Annotated in this window: 16 protein-coding genes; 8 read left to right on the top strand and 8 right to left on the bottom strand. The window is 71.9% G+C overall.

Features of this window, described 5'->3' with window-relative positions:
* From KBX43_RS06450 to KBX43_RS06440, 3 genes are all read right to left on the bottom strand, one after another.
* On the bottom strand, nucleotides 1-957 hold the full coding sequence (locus tag KBX43_RS06450; protein WP_030501500.1) for an ABC transporter permease: 957 nt from the start codon (nucleotides 955-957) through the stop codon (nucleotides 1-3).
* Nucleotides 950-1,888 (bottom strand): ABC transporter permease, encoded by a 939-nt coding sequence (locus KBX43_RS06445; RefSeq protein WP_043328367.1) that lies wholly within the window; start codon nucleotides 1,886-1,888, stop codon nucleotides 950-952. The genes KBX43_RS06450 and KBX43_RS06445 overlap by 8 nt, the downstream gene beginning before the upstream one ends.
* Nucleotides 1,889-1,977: 89 nt before the next feature.
* Nucleotides 1,978-3,576 carry an ABC transporter substrate-binding protein gene (locus KBX43_RS06440; protein WP_210883744.1) on the bottom strand — a complete coding sequence of 533 codons (1,599 nt, stop codon included), beginning with the start codon at nucleotides 3,574-3,576 and terminating at the stop codon, nucleotides 1,978-1,980.
* Nucleotides 3,577-3,966: 390 nt separating this feature from the next.
* On the opposite strand from KBX43_RS06440, the gene KBX43_RS06435 reads away from it, so the two are divergent.
* The gene (locus tag KBX43_RS06435) at nucleotides 3,967-4,830 is read left to right on the top strand and encodes a bifunctional methylenetetrahydrofolate dehydrogenase/methenyltetrahydrofolate cyclohydrolase (protein WP_043328369.1); all 864 of its coding nucleotides are present in this window, start codon (nucleotides 3,967-3,969) and stop codon (nucleotides 4,828-4,830) included.
* A 98-nt stretch (nucleotides 4,831-4,928) separates the two neighbouring features.
* Complete coding sequence (mdh, locus tag KBX43_RS06430) at nucleotides 4,929-5,879, top strand: malate dehydrogenase (protein WP_064446555.1); 951 nt, start codon at nucleotides 4,929-4,931, stop codon at nucleotides 5,877-5,879.
* 151 nt (nucleotides 5,880-6,030) lie between these two features.
* On the opposite strand, the gene KBX43_RS06425 is transcribed toward mdh, so the two are convergent.
* A complete protein-coding gene (locus KBX43_RS06425; protein WP_210883736.1) occupies nucleotides 6,031-6,828 on the bottom strand; it encodes an MBL fold metallo-hydrolase in 798 nt (265 codons plus the stop codon).
* 139 nt (nucleotides 6,829-6,967) lie between these two features.
* On the opposite strand from KBX43_RS06425, the gene KBX43_RS06420 reads away from it, so the two are divergent.
* The gene (locus tag KBX43_RS06420) at nucleotides 6,968-8,185 is read left to right on the top strand and encodes an NADP-dependent isocitrate dehydrogenase (protein ID WP_043328372.1); all 1,218 of its coding nucleotides are present in this window, start codon (nucleotides 6,968-6,970) and stop codon (nucleotides 8,183-8,185) included.
* A 313-nt stretch (nucleotides 8,186-8,498) separates the two neighbouring features.
* Here KBX43_RS06420 and galT read toward each other — a convergent pair whose 3' ends face one another.
* The 4 genes from galT to KBX43_RS06400 form a co-directional block, all read right to left on the bottom strand.
* Nucleotides 8,499-9,572, bottom strand: coding sequence for a galactose-1-phosphate uridylyltransferase (gene galT, locus KBX43_RS06415; protein WP_187693380.1), 1,074 nt, complete (start codon nucleotides 9,570-9,572; stop codon nucleotides 8,499-8,501).
* Complete coding sequence (locus KBX43_RS06410; RefSeq protein ID WP_043328376.1) at nucleotides 9,569-10,357, bottom strand: DeoR/GlpR family DNA-binding transcription regulator; 789 nt, start codon at nucleotides 10,355-10,357, stop codon at nucleotides 9,569-9,571. The genes galT and KBX43_RS06410 overlap by 4 nt, the downstream gene beginning before the upstream one ends.
* A gap of 171 nt (nucleotides 10,358-10,528) precedes the next feature.
* Entirely contained in the window at nucleotides 10,529-12,058 is a 1,530-nt protein-coding gene (gene cysC / locus KBX43_RS06405) for an adenylyl-sulfate kinase (protein WP_043328378.1), read from the bottom strand.
* 130 nt (nucleotides 12,059-12,188) lie between these two features.
* Nucleotides 12,189-13,736, bottom strand: coding sequence for a glycosyltransferase family 2 protein (locus tag KBX43_RS06400; protein WP_084789606.1), 1,548 nt, complete (start codon nucleotides 13,734-13,736; stop codon nucleotides 12,189-12,191).
* A gap of 152 nt (nucleotides 13,737-13,888) precedes the next feature.
* Here KBX43_RS06400 and KBX43_RS06395 point away from each other — a divergent pair, with 152 nt between their 5' ends.
* The 5 genes from KBX43_RS06395 (at nucleotide 13,889) to KBX43_RS06375 (ending at nucleotide 17,930) form a co-directional block, all read left to right on the top strand.
* On the top strand, nucleotides 13,889-14,803 hold the full coding sequence (locus tag KBX43_RS06395; RefSeq protein ID WP_064448851.1) for an ABC transporter ATP-binding protein: 915 nt from the start codon (nucleotides 13,889-13,891) through the stop codon (nucleotides 14,801-14,803).
* A complete protein-coding gene (locus tag KBX43_RS06390; RefSeq protein ID WP_043328381.1) occupies nucleotides 14,796-15,674 on the top strand; it encodes an ABC transporter permease in 879 nt (292 codons plus the stop codon). The genes KBX43_RS06395 and KBX43_RS06390 overlap by 8 nt, the downstream gene beginning before the upstream one ends.
* Nucleotides 15,671-16,630 (top strand): ABC transporter ATP-binding protein, encoded by a 960-nt coding sequence (locus tag KBX43_RS06385; RefSeq protein WP_210883728.1) that lies wholly within the window; start codon nucleotides 15,671-15,673, stop codon nucleotides 16,628-16,630. The genes KBX43_RS06390 and KBX43_RS06385 overlap by 4 nt, the downstream gene beginning before the upstream one ends.
* On the top strand, nucleotides 16,630-17,340 hold the full coding sequence (locus KBX43_RS06380) for an ABC transporter permease subunit (RefSeq protein ID WP_064448849.1): 711 nt from the start codon (nucleotides 16,630-16,632) through the stop codon (nucleotides 17,338-17,340). The genes KBX43_RS06385 and KBX43_RS06380 overlap by 1 nt, the downstream gene beginning before the upstream one ends.
* A 152-nt stretch (nucleotides 17,341-17,492) precedes the next feature.
* Nucleotides 17,493-17,930: a hypothetical protein gene (locus KBX43_RS06375; RefSeq protein WP_176722806.1), complete on the top strand. Its 438-nt coding sequence runs from the start codon at nucleotides 17,493-17,495 to the stop codon at nucleotides 17,928-17,930.
* The last annotated feature ends 95 nt before the right edge of the window (nucleotides 17,931-18,025 follow it).

Here is an 18,025-nt window from a genome sequence, read left to right as displayed (position 1 = left end):
TCACCGCAGCTTCGGGTCGAAGGCGTCGCGGATCGCGTCGCCGAGCATGATGAAGGCGAGCACGGTCAGGGCGAGGAAGGCCGACGGTACGATCAGCGGCGTCGCCGACTCGCGCATGTGCACCCGCCCGGCGTCGATGTCGATGCCCCAGGAGATGGTCGGCGCCTTCAGGCCGATGCCGAGGAAGCTCAGCGTCGCCTCGGCCGCGATGAACGAGCCGAGCGCGATGGTGAGCACCACGATGGCCGGGGCGAGCGCGTTCGGCAGGATGTGCCGCCACATGATCCGACCGTTGCCGGCCCCCAGCATCCGGGCTGCGGCCACGTAGTCCTGCTCCCGGGCGGTGATCACCGAGGAGCGGACCACCCGGGCCGCTGTGGTCCACCCGAGCAGCGCCAGCACGAAGATCACCGCGAACAGCCGTACCGTGTCGCCGCTGGTGCTGACCCGCTTGAGCAGCACGATCGCGGCGAGCAGCAGCGGGATGCCGAGCACGATGTCGATCACCCGGGAGAGCACCGCGTCGACCCAGCCGCCGAAGTAGCCGGCGAGCATCCCGACGACGAGCGCGATCACGCCGGTGATCAGCGCGGAGAGCGCCCCCACCAGCAGTGAGGCGCGGGCGCCGTAGACCGCGCGGGCGAACGTGTCGCAGCCCTGGAAGTCGTACCCGAAGATGGCCCCGCCGGACGGCCCGGCGTGCTGGCGGGAGAGCACGCAGTCGCGCGGGTCGTTCGCGGCGAACAGCCCGGGGGCCACCGCCATCGCGGCGACGAGCACCACCAGGAGCAGGCTGATCCAGAAGACCGGGTTGCGGCGCAGGTCCCGCCACGCGTCCCCGGCCAGGCTGCGGGCCCGGTCCGGCCGCCCGGCCCGGCCGGGCGTGCCCGGTTCGCCGGAGACGCCGCGCCGCGCCGCCTGGTTCTCGGTGGCCGCCACCGTCTCGAAGTCACTCATAGCGGATCCTCGGGTCGAGGACGGCGTAGAGCACGTCCACCACCAGGTTGGAGAGCAGGTAGACCACGACGAGCACGCTGACGATGCCGACCACCAGGGGGCCGTCCTCGGTGCGGATGCCGCGGAACAGGTTGAAGCCGACGCCGGGCACGTTGAACACGCCCTCGGTGATGATCGCGCCGCCCATCAGGTTGCCCAGCTCGACGCCGAGGAAGGTGATCACCGGGATGAGCGAGTTGCGCAGCACGTGTACGCCGACGATGCGGCGTCGCCGTAGGCCCTTCGAGCGGGCGGTGCGGACGTAGTCGGCGCGCAGGTTCTCGGTCACCGAGGTACGGGTCAGCCGCAGCGCGGTGGCCAGGGACAGCGAGCCGAGCACGATGCCGGGCAGCAGCAGCGCGTAGAAGGAGGGTTGCGCTCCGGCGGTGGGCGGGAAGATCGGCCAGCGTACGCCGAGGAAGTACTGCGCCAGCGGCGCGAGCACGATGGTGGGTATGCCGAGCACCAGCAGCGTGAGCACGAGCGTGGCGTGGTCGAACACGCCGGAGCGGCGGATGGCCGCGATCACGCCGGCGGTGACTCCGAAGATCACCGTGACCGCCATCGCGATCACCGCCAGCTTGAGGGTGACCGGCCAGGCGGCGGCGAGGATGTCGCTGATCTGCCGCCCGGTCAGCGACTGCCCGAGGTCACCCTGGACCAGACCGCCGAGGTAGTTGAAGTAGCGGTAGAAGAAGCCGCCGACCCCTGTCGCGTCCAGGTGGTACTTCTCGGTCAGGTAGGCCCGCTGCGCGGGGGTCACCGGCCGCTCCCCGGCGAGGGCCTGGATCGGGTCGCCCTGCCCGGCGAACATCAGCGCGTAGACGATCAGAGTGGTCCCGAAGAAGGCGAGGACCATCTGCAGGAGTCGCCGCAGGATGAAGCGGAGCATGCTGGCAAGTCTGCCGAAAACGGCGCAAATGCGGGCCAATGCCAAGGCCGGGCCACCCGGTGGGGGTGGCCCGGCCCGTCAGCAGGGTGTCAGGCGAGTTCGATCTTCAGCAGGTCCACCCGGTCGAAGAGGTCCACGTGGACGTTCTTGACCTTGGTCGAGTGGCCGAAGTTGTTCTGCCCGTACCGCAGCGGGATCACCGGCATGTCCTGCGCGAGCAGGTCCTCAGCCGCCTGGTACTTCTTGATCGCCTCGTCCTCGGTCGCCGCGCGGGCGCCCTCGGCGAGCAGCTTGTCGAACTCCGGGTTGCTGTAGCCGTAGTAGTTCGACGAGCCGGTGCTGCTGTACAGCGGGCCGAGGTAGTTCTCCATGGACGGGTAGTCCATGACCCAGCCCATCCGGAACAGGCCGACCGGCTGCTTCTTCTTGACCTTGGTCAGCAGGTCCGCGAACTTCGGCTCGGCGGTGCCGACGCAGTCCACGCCCAGGTTGGCCTTGAGCTGGTTACAGGTGGCGTCGATCCAGTCCTTGTGGCCGCCGTCGCCGTTGTAGGACAGCTCGATCTTCTTCGGGCCGCCCGCGGCCTCGTACATGGCCTTGGCCTTGACCGGGTCGAACGCGCCCGCGGTGCCGATGGTGTTCTCCCGGTAGCCGGCGACCACCGGCGAGACGAACGAGCGGGCCGGCCGCTGCGAGTCCTTGAAGATCGACTTGGTGATCTCGTCCCGGTCGATCGCCATCGAGATGGCCTTGCGCACCTCGGGCTTGCTGAACTCCTCCTGGAACGTCGGGAAGGCCAGCACCTGCAGCGACGAGGCCGGGCTCTCCTGGTAGCGGTCGCCCAGGTCGGTCGCGGCGGTGGACAGGTTCTCGGTCGGGATCGTCTTGATCACGTCGAGGTTGTCCGACAGCACGTCCGCGTACGCGGCGGTCGGCTGCTGGTAGATGCGGAACTCGACACCGGCGACCTTGGGCTGCTGGCCCGGGAAGGCGTCGTAGCGCTCCACCTCGACCTTGGCGTCGTGCTGCCAGCTGCCCTTCATCTTGAACGGGCCCTGACCGATCGGGGCCTGCTCGTAGCCCTCGGCCAGTACGCTCGGCGCGGAGAAGGCCGCCTCGGGCAGCGGGTAGAAGGCGGTGTAGCCGAGCATCGACTTGAAGTCCACGTACGGCTCGTTGAGCGTCACGGTGAAGGTCAGGTCGTCGACCTTCTGCAGGCCGCTGAGCGTCTTCGCCTTCGGCGTCTCGCCCTGGAGGTCGTCGTAGCCGGCCACCTTCTCGAAGAAGTAGCTGGAGTTCTGGCCGTTCGGGGCGTACGCGCCGTAGTTCCAGGCGTCGATGTAGTTGTCGGCGGTGACCTTCTCGCCGTTGTGGAACGTGTAGCCGGGCTTCAGCTTGATCGTCCAGACCTTGTTGTCCGACGTCGTCACCGAGTCCGCCGCCACCTCGTGCGGCTTGTTCGCCTCGTCGTAGTCGACGAGCGGGCTGAACAGGGCCGACAGGACCTGGGAGCCGCTCGTCTCGTTGGTGTTTGTGGGCACCAGGTGCTGCGGCTCGGCGATCTCGATCCGCACGGCCGCGTCGGGGTTGCCGGCACCGCCGCTGCCGCCGCCCGAGCCGCAGGCCGTCAGGCCGAGCGTCACCGCGAGCGGGAGCGCGGCCCAGGCCGCGAGCCTACGAACACGCATGGGGTCTCCTCATCTCCTCACGCTGCGCGGTCGTCCCGACGTTGGGTGACTCTGCGCAACGAGCGGTAACGGTAGGTCGCGGTTCGGCCCATCGACAACTGGCGCGTGGTTGATCGATGACGGATCGTGTTCGCCCTGTCTTGTCGTTGCCGCTCGCGCGTGCTAAACCTCGCTCCTGCCTGGTTCTTTCCTGGTTGCCTCTGTTCCGGTCCGCGCGTGGCCGGGCGGTCTGCGACGGCTGTTCCCGCTGTCCGGTCCCTGCCCGTCCGGGTGTGACCGGGCTGCGGCGTCACCGTGATTGGTGACTCTCCGTGACTTAGCGCACGTTGCGCAGCGTGATCGTCGGCCGTCGTCGTCCGGGCCCGCCAGCGGGCGTGAGACGATCACGACGTGACGGCGACGATCCTGGACGGCAAGGCCACCGCGGCGGAGATCAAGGACGAGCTACGGGCCCGGGTCAAGGCGCTCGCGGAACGCGGCATCACCCCCGGCCTCGGCACGGTGCTGGTCGGGGAGGACCCCGGCTCCCAGGCGTACGTCAACGGCAAGCACCGCGACTGCGCCGAGGTCGGCATCGCCTCGCTGCGGGTCACGCTGCCCGCAGACGCCACCCAGGAGCAGCTCGACGCGGCTCTGGCCGAGCTGAACGCCGACCCGGCCTGCCACGGCTACATCGTCCAGCTCCCGCTCCCCGGGCACCTCGACACCCAGCGCGCGCTGGAGTCGATCGACCCGGACAAGGACGCCGACGGGCTGCACCCGGTCAACCTGGGCCGGCTCGTCCTCGGGTACGACGCTCCGCTGCCCTGCACCCCGCGCGGCATCGTGGAGCTGCTGCGCCGCCACGACGTGCCGCTGCGCGGCGCGAACGTGGCCGTCGTCGGCCGGGGCAACACGGTCGGCCGTCCGCTGGGCCTGCTGCTGACCCGGCGCAGCGAGAACGCCACGGTGACGCTCTGCCACACCGGCACGCTCGACCTCGCCGCGCACACCCGCGCCGCCGACGTCGTCATCGTCGCCGCCGGCGTACCGGGTTTGCTCACCGCCGACATGGTCAACCCGGGCGCGACAGTGGTCGACGTCGGCATCACGCGCGTGATCGGCGACGACGGCAAGGGCCGCTACACCGGCGACGTCGACCCGGAGGTCGCCGAGGTCGCCGGCAAGCTCGTGCCGATGCCCGGCGGCGTCGGTCCGATGACCCGGGCGATGCTGCTCACCAACGTGGTCGAACGGGCCGAGCGGGCGGGCTGACACCCACCCAGGTCATAACCGTCCGCCCCTGGCCCGATCGGTGCCAGGATGGCTGATACGGTCCGGAAAACCGACTGGGATCAGGGAGTGGGACGACCATGGGTAAGAAGGTCACTGTCGTCGGCGCCGGCTTCTACGGCTCGACCACCGCACAGCGCCTGGCCGAGTACGACGTCTTCGACACCGTCGTGATCACCGACATCGTGGAGGGCAAGCCGGCGGGTCTCGCGCTCGACCTCAACCAGTCCCGCGCGGTCGAGGGCTTCGAGACCAAGGTTGTCGGCGTCACCACCGGCCCGAACGGCGAGGGCTACGACGCCATCGAGGGCTCGGACGTGGTCGTCATCACCGCCGGCCTGCCGCGCAAGCCGGGCATGAGCCGGATGGACCTGCTGGAGACCAACGCCAAGATCGTCCGGCAGGTCTCCGAGAACGTCGCCAAGTACGCGCCGAACGCCGTCGTCATCGTGGTGTCCAACCCGCTCGACGAGATGACCGCGCTGGCCCAGCTCGCCACCCAGTTCCCGAAGAACCGGGTGCTCGGCCAGGCCGGCATGCTGGACACCGCCCGCTTCACCAACTTCGTCGCCGAGGCGCTGAGCGTACCGGTGAAGTCGGTACGGACCCTGACGCTCGGCTCGCACGGCGACACGATGGTCCCGGTGCCGTCCAAGAGCACCGTGAACGGCAAGCCGCTGCGTGACGTCATGCCGGCCGAGCAGATCGAGGAGCTGGTCGTCAAGACCCGCAACGGTGGCGCCGAGGTCGTCGCGCTGCTCAAGACCGGTTCGGCGTACTACGCCCCGTCCGCCGCCGCGGCCCGGATGGCGAAGGCAGTGGCCGAGGACTCCGGCGAGGTCATGCCGGTCTGCGCCTGGGTCGACGGCGAGTACGGCATCTCCGGCGTCTACCTGGGCGTCGAGGCCGAGATCGGCGCCGAGGGCGTGAAGCGGGTCGTCGAGACCGACCTGGACGCCGACGAGCTGGCCGCGCTGAAGGAGGCCGCCGAGGCCGTCCGCGCCAAGCAGGGCGACGTCGCCAGCATGTGAGCCCGACCAACCGCGCAGAAGGCCCGCCGGCTTCCGCCGGCGGGCCTGCCGCTGTCCCGCCCGCGTCTCTCCCCGCCCTCCCAGTTCTCCCCACTCTCCCCGTCGATCATGAAGTTGACGGCGTATTCGATCTCCAATTCCGCCGCCAACCTCATGATCGACCCGGTCGGGGGTGGGGGGTGAAGGGAGCGGTCAGGTGGGGGGTGGCCAGGGTGGCGGGGGAGAGGGTTGCCAGCAGGGTCGTGCGGGAGTGGCGGGCTTCGTCCGGGTCCACCTCGTGGGCGTACGCCAGCTCCGGGGCGACCAACTGGATCGCGTGCACGAGCAGGTCGCCGGTGATCAGGAGGCGCTCGTCGTCCGCCTCGATGAGCACCGACTGGTGACCCGGCGTGTGGCCTGGGGTGTGCAGCAGCCGTACCCCCGGGGTGAGGGGCGTCTCGCCGTCGACCACCCGCAGGCGGCCGGCGGCGCGCAACGGCCCCAGGAGCCGGGCCGGCAGTTCCGGGTGGAACAGCTCCAGCGCGTCCAGCTCGGCGCGCTGGACCAGGTGGTCCGCGTTCGGGAACAGCGCGCCGGCCCAGCCCACGTGGTCGGTGTGCAGGTGGGTGAGGACCACGGTGCGGACGTCGGCCGGATCGATCCCGGCGGCGGCCAGCTCGGCCGGCAGCCGGCCGGGGACCGGCGCCCAGCTCGCGGCGAGCGAGTCGGCCGGGCCGATGCCGGCGTCGACGAGCGTGACCGGCCCGTCGCCGGTCCGCACCGCGAACGCGCGGAACCGCAGCCACCACCGGCCGTCGGCGGTGACGGCGCCCGGGTCGAGCCGGTCGGCAGCCGCCCAGTGCGCCTGGGTGGCGCCGGGAAACGCCTCGTCGCGGGGCTGGAAGAAGGGCCCCTCGCCGTCGGACAGCGCGGTGACCGTGATAGACCCGAGGGTGCGGCTGCGCGGCATCGCACGATGATGCCAGCGGGTCGCGGTACGGCGCAGCCCGCTTTTCCGGCGGCCCACCCGGGCCGCCTGGGGACTGCCGGCCAGTTTCCAGTACGCTCGTACTGCTTGAGCACGTGTCCCCCGAGAGGAGCGCCGGCCGATGGCGAAGATCAAGGTAAACAACCCGGTCGTGGAGATCGACGGCGACGAGATGACCCGGATCATCTGGAAGCAGATCCGGGAGCAGCTGATCCTGCCCTACCTCGACGTCGACCTGCACTACTACGACCTGTCGATCCAGCACCGTGACGCCACCGACGACCAGGTCACCGTCGACGCCGCCAACGCCATCAAGGAGCACGGCGTCGGCGTCAAGTGCGCCACCATCACCCCGGACGAGGCCCGGGTGGAGGAGTTCGGCCTGAAGAAGATGTGGCGGTCGCCGAACGGCACCATCCGCAACATCCTCGGCGGCGTGGTCTTCCGCGAGCCGATCATCATGTCGAACGTGCCGCGGCTCGTCCCGGGCTGGACCAAGCCGATCATCATCGGCCGGCACGCGCACGGCGACCAGTACAAGGCCACCGACTTCGTCGTCCCCGGCCCGGGCACGGTGACCATCACCTACACCCCGGCCGACGGCGGCACCCCGATGGAGATGGAGGTCGCCAACTTCCCCGGCGGCGGCATCGCCATGGGCATGTACAACTACGACGAGTCGATCCGGGACTTCGCCCGCGCCTCGTTCCGGTACGGCCTGGACCGCAACTACCCGGTCTACATGTCCACCAAGAACACCATCCTCAAGGCGTACGACGGCCGGTTCAAGGACATCTTCGCCGAGGTGTTCGAGAACGAGTTCAAGGCCGAGTTCGAGGCCGCCGGCCTCACCTACGAGCACCGGCTGATCGACGACATGGTCGCCGCCGCGCTCAAGTGGGAGGGCGGGTACGTCTGGGCCTGCAAGAACTACGACGGTGACGTGCAGTCCGACACCGTCGCGCAGGGCTTCGGCTCGCTCGGCCTGATGACCTCGGTGCTGCTCTCCCCGGACGGCCGCACCGTCGAGGCCGAGGCCGCCCACGGCACCGTCACCCGGCACTACCGGCAGTACCAGAAGGGCGAGAAGACCTCGACCAACCCGATCGCCTCGATCTACGCCTGGACCCGGGGCCTGGCCCACCGGGGCAAGCTGGACGGCACCCCGGCGGTCACCGAGTTCGCGAACACGCTGGAGAAGGTCATCGTGGACACCGTCGAGGGCGGCCAGATGACCAAGGACCTCGCGCTGCTCATCTCGCGGGACGCCCCGTGGCTGACCACCGACGAGTTCATGAACGCGCTCGACGAGAACCTGGCGCGCCGGCTCGCCGCCTGACGTGTAAGGAAGGGCCCCTTCTTAACGCCTCGCGTTGTAGAAGGGGCCCTTTTTAACACCTCAGGGCTGTCGGGGCGGCGTGACCTCGCTCGGTGCGTTCTCGTTGACAGGGTGGACGAGATGCCAGTCGCGTCCGTGAAGGTGGGCCGTCGCCGCGCGCCGGCCGGCCGACCTTCGAGGCTGCTGAGCGCAGCCAGCCGTCCCTTCCCTGCGGGGGGTCCTGTCCCGGGCCCCCCGCGCCCCCGTGCCCGGGCTGCGGTTGTTAAGAAGGGGCCCTTTCTCTACCGCAGGCGTTAACAAGGGGCCCTTCCTTTCATGCGGCGCGCAGCAGCTCGGCGGCTCGCTCGGGGGCGATGTCGTTGATGAACACCCCCATGCCGGACTCCGACCCGGCCAGGTACTTCAGCTTGTCCTTGGCCCGCCGGATGCTGAACAGCTGCAGGTGCAGGTGGCCCAACTCCCTGTCGATCCGTACCGGCGCCTGGTGCCAGGCCGCGATGTACGGCATCGGCAGGTCGAACAGCCCGTCGAAGCGACGCAGCAGGTCCAGGTATAGCGGCCCGAACGCGTCCCGCTCGGCGTCGTCGAGCGCCGGGATGTCCGGCACCGGCCGGTGCGGCGCCACGTGCACCTCGAACGGCCAGCGCGCCGCCGCCGGGACGTACGCGGTCCAGTGCTCGTTGCTCGTCACCACCCGTTCCCCGGAGGCGCGTTCGGCGGCCAGCACGTCGGCGTACAGGTTGCCGCCGGTGCGCTCGGCGTGCCGCCGGGCGGCGGCCAGCATGTCGCGGGTGCGCGGCGTGACGAACGGGTACGCGTAGATCTGCCCGTGCGGGTGGTGAAGCGTCACCCCGATCTCCACGCCCCGGTTCTCGAACGGGAAGACCTGCTCCACGCCGGGCAGCGCGCTCAGCGCTTCGGTGCGGTCGGCGAGCGCGTCCAGCACGGTCCGCACCCGGTGCGGGGGGAGCCGGGCGAACGAGGCGTTGTGGTCGTCGGTGAAGCAGACCACCTCGCACCTGCCGAGGCCGGGCCGTACCGGGGTGAACGGCGTGATCTCGGCCGGTTCGTCGGCGACCCGCTGGCTCAGTGACGGGAACCGGTTCTCGAACACGACGACGTCGTACTCGGGTGCCGGGATCTCGCTGTGCCGGTCACCTCGGGACGGGCACAGCGGGCACTGGTCGGCCGGGGGCAGGAACGTGCGGGTCTGCCGGTGCACCGCGACCGCCACCCACTCGTCGGTCAGCGGGTCGTACCGCAGCTGCGAGGCGGGTGGGGGAGGGGGCAGGTCCCGCCGGTCCGGCTGGTCCCGGACCGCGTCGTCCCGCTCGTCGAAGTAGATCAGCTCGCGGCCGTCGGCCAGCGCGATCTGCGTACGCTTCACTGCGCCCCCCTCTGCGCGGGCACCGTCACCAGCTCGCCCACCCTGTCGTCGAGTACCCGTCGTGCCTCGGGCGCCAACCGGTCGTCGGTGACCAGCACGTCCGCCGCGTCCAGCGGCACTATCGACGAGATGCCGACGGTGCCCCACTTGGTGTGGTCGGCCAGCACCACGAGCCGGTCCGCGGCGGCCACGAGCGCCCGGTTCGTGTCCGCCTCCATCAGATTGGGCGTGGTGAACCCGGCCCGTTCGCTGATGCCGTGCACGCCGAGAAAGAGCACGTCCAGGTGGAGCGCGGCGATCGCGGCCACGGCGAGCGGCCCGACGAGCGCGTCCGACGGCGTGCGTACCCCGCCGGTGAGCACCACTGTCTGGTCGGGCCGGCCGCCGACGTGCAGCGCCTCCGCCACCGGCAGCGAGTTGGTGACCACCGTGAGGCCGGGCACGTCGACAAGTCGCCGGGCCAGCTCGGCGGTGGTGGTGCCGGCGGAGAGCGCGATGGCGGCGCCGGGCCGGACCAGCCCTGCGGCGTGGTCGGCGATCGCCGCCTTCTCGGCGGACTGGCGGTCGGCCTTGGCGCGGAAGCCGGGCTCGTCGGTCGAGCCGGGACCGGCGGGCGTCGCGCCGCCGTGCACCTTGGCGAGCAGGCCCTGCTCGTGCAGCGTGTCCAGGTCGCGGCGGATGGTCATGTCGGACACGCCGAACTCGGCGGCCAGTTCGGTGACCCGGACGCCGCCGGCGAGACGTAGTCGTTCCAGGATCGCCGTCTGCCGCTGCCGCGCCAGCATTCCGGCCCACCTCCGAGCGTCACCGACCGCGATGCTCACGCGGTCGAACGTGTTCCAACAAAGGCGAACACTACCGCGCAGCGAGGGGCGATGCGAAACCGCCGTCGTCCGTAAGGCCGGACGACGGCGGTCGAGGTGCTCGCAGGCCGGACGCGTCCGGCGGCCGAAAGGTCAGGCGGGCTGGAGTCGGGGCTCCACCCAGCCGGTCTCGGTGAGGTGTTCCATCACCTTCCCGATGGCCTCCTCGACGCTGATGTCCGAGGTGTCCACCACGAGATCGGCGTCGGTGGGCTCCTCGTACGGGTCGTCGATGCCGGTCATCCCGGTGAGCAGGCCGGCCCGGGCGCGGGCGTACAGGCCCTTGCGGTCGCGCTGCTCACAGACCTCAAGCGGCGTCGCCACGTGGACCAGCAGGAAGCCCGCGCCGGCCGCCTCGGCCATCTCCCGCGCGGTGGCGCGGGCCGCCGCGTACGGCGCGATCGGGCAGCAGATGCCGACCCCGCGGTGCCGGGCGATCTCGGCGGCCACCCAGCCGATCCGGCGCACGTTGAGATCCCGGTCGGACTTGCTGAACCCGAGCCCGGCGGACAGCTCCCGCCGCACCACGTCGCCGTCGAGCAGCGTGATCGTGCGGTCGCCCTGCTCACGGAGCACGTCGGCCAGGCCCCGGGCGATCGTCGACTTGCCCGAGCCGGACAGCCCGGTCAGGAAGATCACCAGTCCCCGGTACCGCCGCGGCGGGCGGGCCCGGACCAGTTCCTTCGCCACCGCCGGCGGGGTGTGCCACTCGGGCAGCGGGAAGCCCCGGTCCAGCAGGTCGTCGATCTCCTCCACGCTCAGCGCCAGCCGGCGGTTGCGCGGCGGGATGTCCTCCCGCCAGCGCCACTGCCCGTCCCGGTTGTCGTAGGCCAGCTCGCGGGGCACCAGCACGCGCAGGCCGGCGCCGGAGAGCATGCCCTCGGTGGAGAGCAGGTGGGTCACGCCGTACGCGGCGGCGACCCGGGCCCGCAGCAGCGCGTCGCTGATCTCGTCACGCCGGCGGGCCAGCGGCACCGCCACCAGCGTCGCCGGGGGCATCCGGTCGCGGGCGGCGAACACGGTACGCACCAGCGCCTCGGACGGCAGGCCACCGGTCGACCCCTCGCCCACCGGGATCAGCACCAGCAGGTGCGCGCCGAGCGTGCGGGCCGCGTGCGCGATCTGCGCCAGTTGCGGGCGGTGCAGCGGACGGTCGGCGAAGACCCCGAGCACCCGGCCCGGCGGCAGCAGGCCGCGTACCTCGTCGGGGCCGCGCCGCAGGCGCTGGAACGGTCCGTGGCCGCCGTCGCCCAGGCGGCGCACCGTGCCACCGACGCCCACCAGGCCCTCGCGGCCCGGCCAGACGTCCGTCACGTCCATCGCCGCGACCGGCGCGCCCTCGCCGTCGGTGAGGACCACCGCCCGGCGGGCCGGGTCCGCCGGGTCGAGCCCGTCGGCCAGCGCGGCCGGCACCTGGAGCGTCACCGGCACCGGCCACGGGGTGCCGTCGGCCAGCCGGCCGCGCCGGCTCAGCGAGGTCAGGTCGGCCCGGCTCATGAAACCGGTGAGCGGCGCGTACGCCCCGCTCAGCAACAACTGGAGATCGGCCAGCTCAGCGGGTCTGGGCGCGTACGACGGCGCATCCCGCAGAACGTCCTCGGGCAGCAGCCACCCGTTGCTCATCGAACCCCCAACTCACCGGCCGGCACACAGTTTCGCAGCCCACCGGCGATCGGTCGAGAGCGCCACCCGGCCTCCCGGTAATCGCGCGTTCCGGCGATCGTGCCGAGGACGAACCGGGGTCTTCGAATCCTTACCGCCGGGCCGCCGCCGGTCGATCGTGCGAACGGCTGCCGGCGCGCGCCGTCCGGCCGAGCGCGCGATCCCGGATCCGCCGGACCGCCCGCCGGATCCGGGCGCGGAGCCGGCGCGGATCCTCCACCCGGGGCGGCCCGCCGTCGGCCGCGCAGCGCACCACGAGCGGCAGGTTCGCGTCCAGCGCCCACCCGGCCTGAATCACCCGGGCCCGGACCTCCCAGGTGCCCCGGGTCCGGCCGCCGTCGAGCGCCGCGAAGTCGACGGTGGCGGTGCTGCGGTGACAGACCCGGCCGTCGGCGGCCGGCTCGGTGGTGGCGTCGACCGGCAGGAAGAACTCCTCCCGGGTCTCCCGGCGGCGGATCACCACGTCGGTCCTCGCCCCGCCGGCCCGCATCACGACACCGTCCGGCGCGGCCTCGGCCACCGGGAGCACCGGCAGCCCTCGGTCGTCGAAGCGCAGCGGCTCGTCCCCGGCGCGCAGGTGGGCGGAGACGGCGACGGTCAGCGTCCGTCCCTCCACCTGCCACCGGTCGACGGCGGCGTGCGCCCGGACACTCACGTCCCACTCCGCCAGCCGGCGCAGGTCGGCCATCCGCCCCTGCGCGGCGAGATGCGCGATCACCTGGTACATCGGCGGCACCCCGGCGATCGCCTCGGGTGCGACACGCTCCTTCACGAGCTGTCCCACCTCGTCCGCCACCTGCCCGGCCCAGGGCTCCGGCGCGCTCAGCAGCGCCTGCCCGCGCAGCCGGTTCAGCATCTCCTTGCGCAGCCAGCGCCGGTGCAGCCGCAGGCGGGCCGCAGCCGGTGGGCGGTGGGCGTCCACGATGTCCATCGCGGCCCGCAGCGCCGCGTAGTACTCCGCCGGGTCCATCCGGGTGGCGGTGACGTTGCCCGCGTCCTCGCGGCGGGCGTGGTGGTAGCAGGGGTGGTCGGCCAGCACGCAGATCCGTTCGGCGAGCAGGTAGGCCGCCGCCATCAGCCGGTGGTCCTCCAGGCGTCGCGGGTGGCCCTCCGGGAAGCGCAGCCCGTGCCGGTCGAGGAAGGACCGCCGGAACAGCTTGTGACAGGTCATGCTGTCGGCCAGCGGCGCGTTCGCCAGGGTGGCGTCGAACCGGTTCTCCCGGAACAGCTCCCGCGGTACGCCCCGCCGGTGCCCGATCATCCGTCCGACGACGATGTCCGCGTCGTGTGCCCGGGCGCAGGAGTGCAGGCGGGCCAGCGCCTCGTCGCCGAACCAGTCGTCGTCGTCGGCGAAGAAGACGTACTCGCCGCGTGCCTGCTCCAGCCCCTGGTTGCGCGGGCGCGACGGCCAGCCCGAGTGCGGCAGGCGCAGCACCCGCACGTGCGGGTCGGCAGCGGCCAGCTCGTCCAGGCGCTGCGGCGTCCCGTCGGTCGACCCGTCGTCGGCGAAGATCACCTCGTACCCGCCGGGCGGCAGCCCCTGCCGCGACAGCGACGCGACGAGCGGATCGAGGTGGGCCCCGCAGTTGTACGTGGGCACCACCACGCTCACCGCCGGCCGGTCCGTACCGTCGCTCATGACGCCCCCCGTCGAGTCGCCTCACACGGTGGCAGCTTCCCCGCGACGCCGCTACCCCGTCGGTCACCTAGGGGGCCCGGAGCCGAGGGATCAGGGGATCGCCCGGGTCAGGACGGGCTCCGGCGCGGCCCCGGAGTTCTACGCTGAACGGCGTGACACTGCTCGCGACCGAGTCGCTGACCAAGACGTACGGAGGCCGGGTCACCGCGTTGACCGACCTCACCGTATCGGTCGAGCCGGGGATCATCGGGCTGGTGGGCGCGAATGGCGCCGGCAAGTCCACTCTGATCAAGATCCTGCTGGGTCTGCTCCCGCCGACCAGCGGCCGGGTACAGGTGCTCGGCCTCGACCCGACCACCGACCCGGCCGCGGTCCGCGCCCGGGTCGGATACATGCCCGAGCACGACGCCCTCCCGCCCGACCTGTCCGCCGCCGAGCTGGTCACCCACCTGGGCCGGATCAGCGGACTGCCGCGCACCGTCGCCCGGGAACGGGCCTCCGAGGCGCTGCGCCACGTCGGCCTGCACGAGGAGCGGCACCGGGCCGTCGGTGGCTACTCCACCGGCATGAAGCAGCGGGTCAAGCTCGCCCAGGCGCTCGTACACGATCCCGATCTGCTGCTGCTCGACGAGCCGACGAACGGCCTCGACCCGGCCGGCCGGGACGCCATGCTCGCGCTGATCCACCGGATCGGCACCGAGTTCGGCATCTCGGTGGTGGTCTGCTCGCACCTGCTCGGCGAGGTGGAGCGGATCTGCGACACGCTCGTCGCCATCGACGGCGGCCGGCTGCTGCGCGCCGACCGGGTGTCCGCCATGACCACCGCCACCGACGTGCTCGCCGTCGAGGTGAGCGAGGGCACCGACGACCTGGCCGCCCGGCTCGCCGCGCTCGACCTGCCGGTGACCCGCGACGGGCGGCTGCTGCTCGTCCCGCTCGCCGACGACGCCACCTACGACCAGATCCTCGGCGCGGTCGCCGAGCTGGACCTGCCGCTGCACCGGCTGGACCAGCGGCGGCACCGGGTGGCCGAACTCTTCGCCGCGAGGGAGCCCAGCCATGTCTGACGCGACCGGGGTCATCCACGACATCGGCTACCAGCGCTACACTGGCCCGCGGCTCGGCCGCCGGCAGGTCTTCGGCGCGCTCTACCTGCACGGCGTGCGTACCGTCTTCGGGCTGGGCCGCAGCGCCAAGGCCAAGATCTTCCCGTGGCTGGTCGTCTCCGTGGTGACCGTGGTGGCCGCCGGGGTCACCGCGGTGCGCAGCCAGATCGGCGAGGTGGTGATGACGTACGCCCAGTTCGCCGACGCGATGAGCTGGCTGGTCATCTTCTTCGCCGCGGTGGCCGCGCCCGAGCTGGTCTCCCGCGACCTGCGCAGCGGCGTGCTGCCGCTGTACTTCTCCCGGCCGCTGCCGCGCGGCGACTACGCGCTGTCCAAGCTGCTGGCGCTTGTCACCGCGCTGTGGCTGCTGCTCGGCGGCCCGCAGCTGGTGATGTTCCTCGGCGCCGCGTTCACCACGAACCGGGGCGTACGCGGGGTGTGGGACGAACTGCTCGACCTGCTGCCCGGGCTGCTCTACGCCGGGCTCTGGGCGGTGGTGTTCGCCTCGATCGCGCTGCTCGTCGCCTCGCTGACCGGCAAGCGCGCGTTCGCGGCCGGCGGCATCGTGGCGGTCTTCCTGATGACCACGCCGGTCGTCGGCGTGCTGTCCATCCTGCCCTCGCGGACGATCAACGAGCTGGCCTTCGTCGCCTCCCCGCCGACGCTCGTCGGCGGCGTGGGCAACTGGGCGCTCGGCGACCGGCTGACCCAGGGACGGGGCGGCATGCCGATCGGCGACTTCGGGCCGGTCTACGCCGCGGTCGCCGTGCTGCTGGTCGCCGCCTGCGTCAGCCTGCTGCTCCTGCGATACCGGAAGGTGGCCGCCCGATGACGGCGATCAGCACCCAGTCGACGGCCGGTACGCCCGCCGCCGCGACGAGCACGCTCGACCTGGCCGGTGTCTCCCGCTGGTACGGCAACGTGGTGGCGGTCAACGACGTCACCATGCGGCTCGGCCCCGGCGTGACCGGCCTGCTCGGCCCCAACGGCGCCGGCAAGACCACGCTGCTGCACATGATGGCGGGCTTCCTGTCGCCGTCGCGCGGCACCGTGACGCTGGACGGGGAGCCGACCTGGCGCAACCCCGGCGTCTACCGGCGGCTCGGCCTGGTCAGCGAGCGCGAGGCGGTGCACACGTTCCTCAGCGCGTACGAGTTCGTGCTGGCCAGCGCGAAGCTGCACCGGCTGCCCGACCCGGAGGCCGCCACGAAGCGGGCGATCGAGCTGGTCGAGATGGAGGACGCTCAGACCCGCCGGATCGGCACCTACTCCAAGGGCATGCGGCAGCGCACCCGGGTCGCCGCCGCGCTGGTGCACGACCCGCAGGTGCTGCTGCTCGACGAGCCGTTCAACGGAATGGACCCGCGCCAGCGGCTGCACATGATGGCGCTGCTGCACCGGCTCGGCGACGCGGGACGGACCATCCTGTTCAGCTCGCACATCCTGGAGGAGGTCGAGCAGGTCTCCGGCACCGTCCAGGTGATGGTCGCCGGCCGGCTGGCCGCCTCCGGCGACTACCGGACCATCCGCCGCCTGATGACCAACCGGCCGCACGTGTTCGCGGTCCGCTCCACCGACGACCGCGCCCTGGCGGTGGCGCTGATGGCCGAGGCGTCGGTCTCCGGCGTCGAGCTGGGCCGCACCGGCCTGACCGTCAAGGCCGGCGACTACGGCGCGTTCACCCGGGCCCTGCCCCGGATCGCGCTCCGGCACGGCATCCGGGTCCGGCAGCTCCTGCCGGAGGACGAGTCGCTGGAGAGCGTCTTCTCGTATCTGGTGGAGGCATGATGTCGACAGTCACCTGGATCACCGCGCGCGGCCTGTTCGGCCGGAGCCGGTTCCTCATGCTGCTGCCGTTGCCGCTGATCCTGATCGGCCTGGCGGTGCTCTGCCGGTCGCTCGGCGTCGACCCCGGCCAGTGGGGCCCGCCGGTGCTCGTCGGCCTCGGCCTGGCGGTGGTGCTGCCGGTGGTGGCGCTGATCGTGGGCACCGGCGTGCTCGGCGCGGAGATCGACGACGGCACCGTCGTGCACATCCTCACCAAGCCGCTGCCGCGCTGGCAGATCGTGCTGCCGAAGCTGGCGGTCGCGGCCGGCGTCACGGCGGTCACCGTCGGTGTCCCGATCTACGTCGCGGGCGTGCTCGCCGATTCGGTACGCCTCGGACTCGCCCTGGTCGCCGCCTCGGCGGCGGGCGCGCTGGCGTACTCGGCGCTGTTCCTGGCGCTGAGCCTGGTGACCCGGCGGCCGGTGCTGCTCGGCCTGGTCTACGTGCTGATCTGGGAAGGCCTGCTGGGCCGGTTCGTCAGCGGCACCCGGGTGCTGTCGATCCAGCAGTGGGTGATCGCCCTGGCCGACCGGATGGCGCCGACGCCGCTGCTCGGCACCAGTGTCTCGGTGCCGGTCGCGGCGGTGCTCACCGCGCTGGTGGCGGTCGGGTTCACCGTGCTGGCGATCGACCGCCTGCGCTCGTTCAGCGTGGCCGGCGAGACGAGCTGAGCCCGCAGGGCGGGACCCGTTTTCCGGCGTTCGCGACGGAAAACGGGTTCCGCCCTGCCGTGTCCGGTCTGCTAGTTTGCGGCGGCTACGAACACCGACACGGGGAGAACACTGTGCGTTCAGCTCGCTTCGCCCTGCTCGCTCCGGCCGCGGTGGCGATGATCGTCATGTCCGGCTGCGGCGACGACGAGGACACCCCCTCGGCCGGGTCGGCGGCGCCCTCCGCCCCGGCCGCCACGTCCGTGCCGCCGGTGACGCCGGCCCCGGTGGGCCTCGACGAGGCCACCCGGAAGACCTGCACGACGGCGGAGAAGGACATCACGGCCGCCCTGAAGGAGGTGGCCGAGGCGGAGAAGATCGGCCCGCCGGCCGGTCACTCGGCGGTCAGCGCGCAGTACTCGGCGGGCGCGGCCACGCTCTACACGCACGCCTTCACCAACAGCGACGAGGTGAACAGCGCGGTGAAGGGCGTCGCGACCGAGATGAGCGACCTCGCCGACGCCTGGGCCAAGGCGCCGGGCAAGGCGCCGAGCAGGGCGGATCTCACCGCCGCCCGGGACAAGCTCAAGGCGGCCTGCGCGGCCGACTGAGGAATGCACCGCCGCGGGCCGGTCCGGCCGGCCCTTCGGGGTGTTAAGAAGGGCCCCTTCTACGACGCCAGGCGTTAAGAAGGGGCCCTTCCTTA

Origin of the sequence: Micromonospora sp. C41, assembly GCF_018070485.1 — a bacterium.
Classification (GTDB): Bacteria; Actinomycetota; Actinomycetes; order Mycobacteriales; family Micromonosporaceae; genus Micromonospora; species Micromonospora chalcea.
Note: the sequence above shows the minus strand (reverse complement) of the source record. Positions and strands in the feature narration are given on the sequence as shown.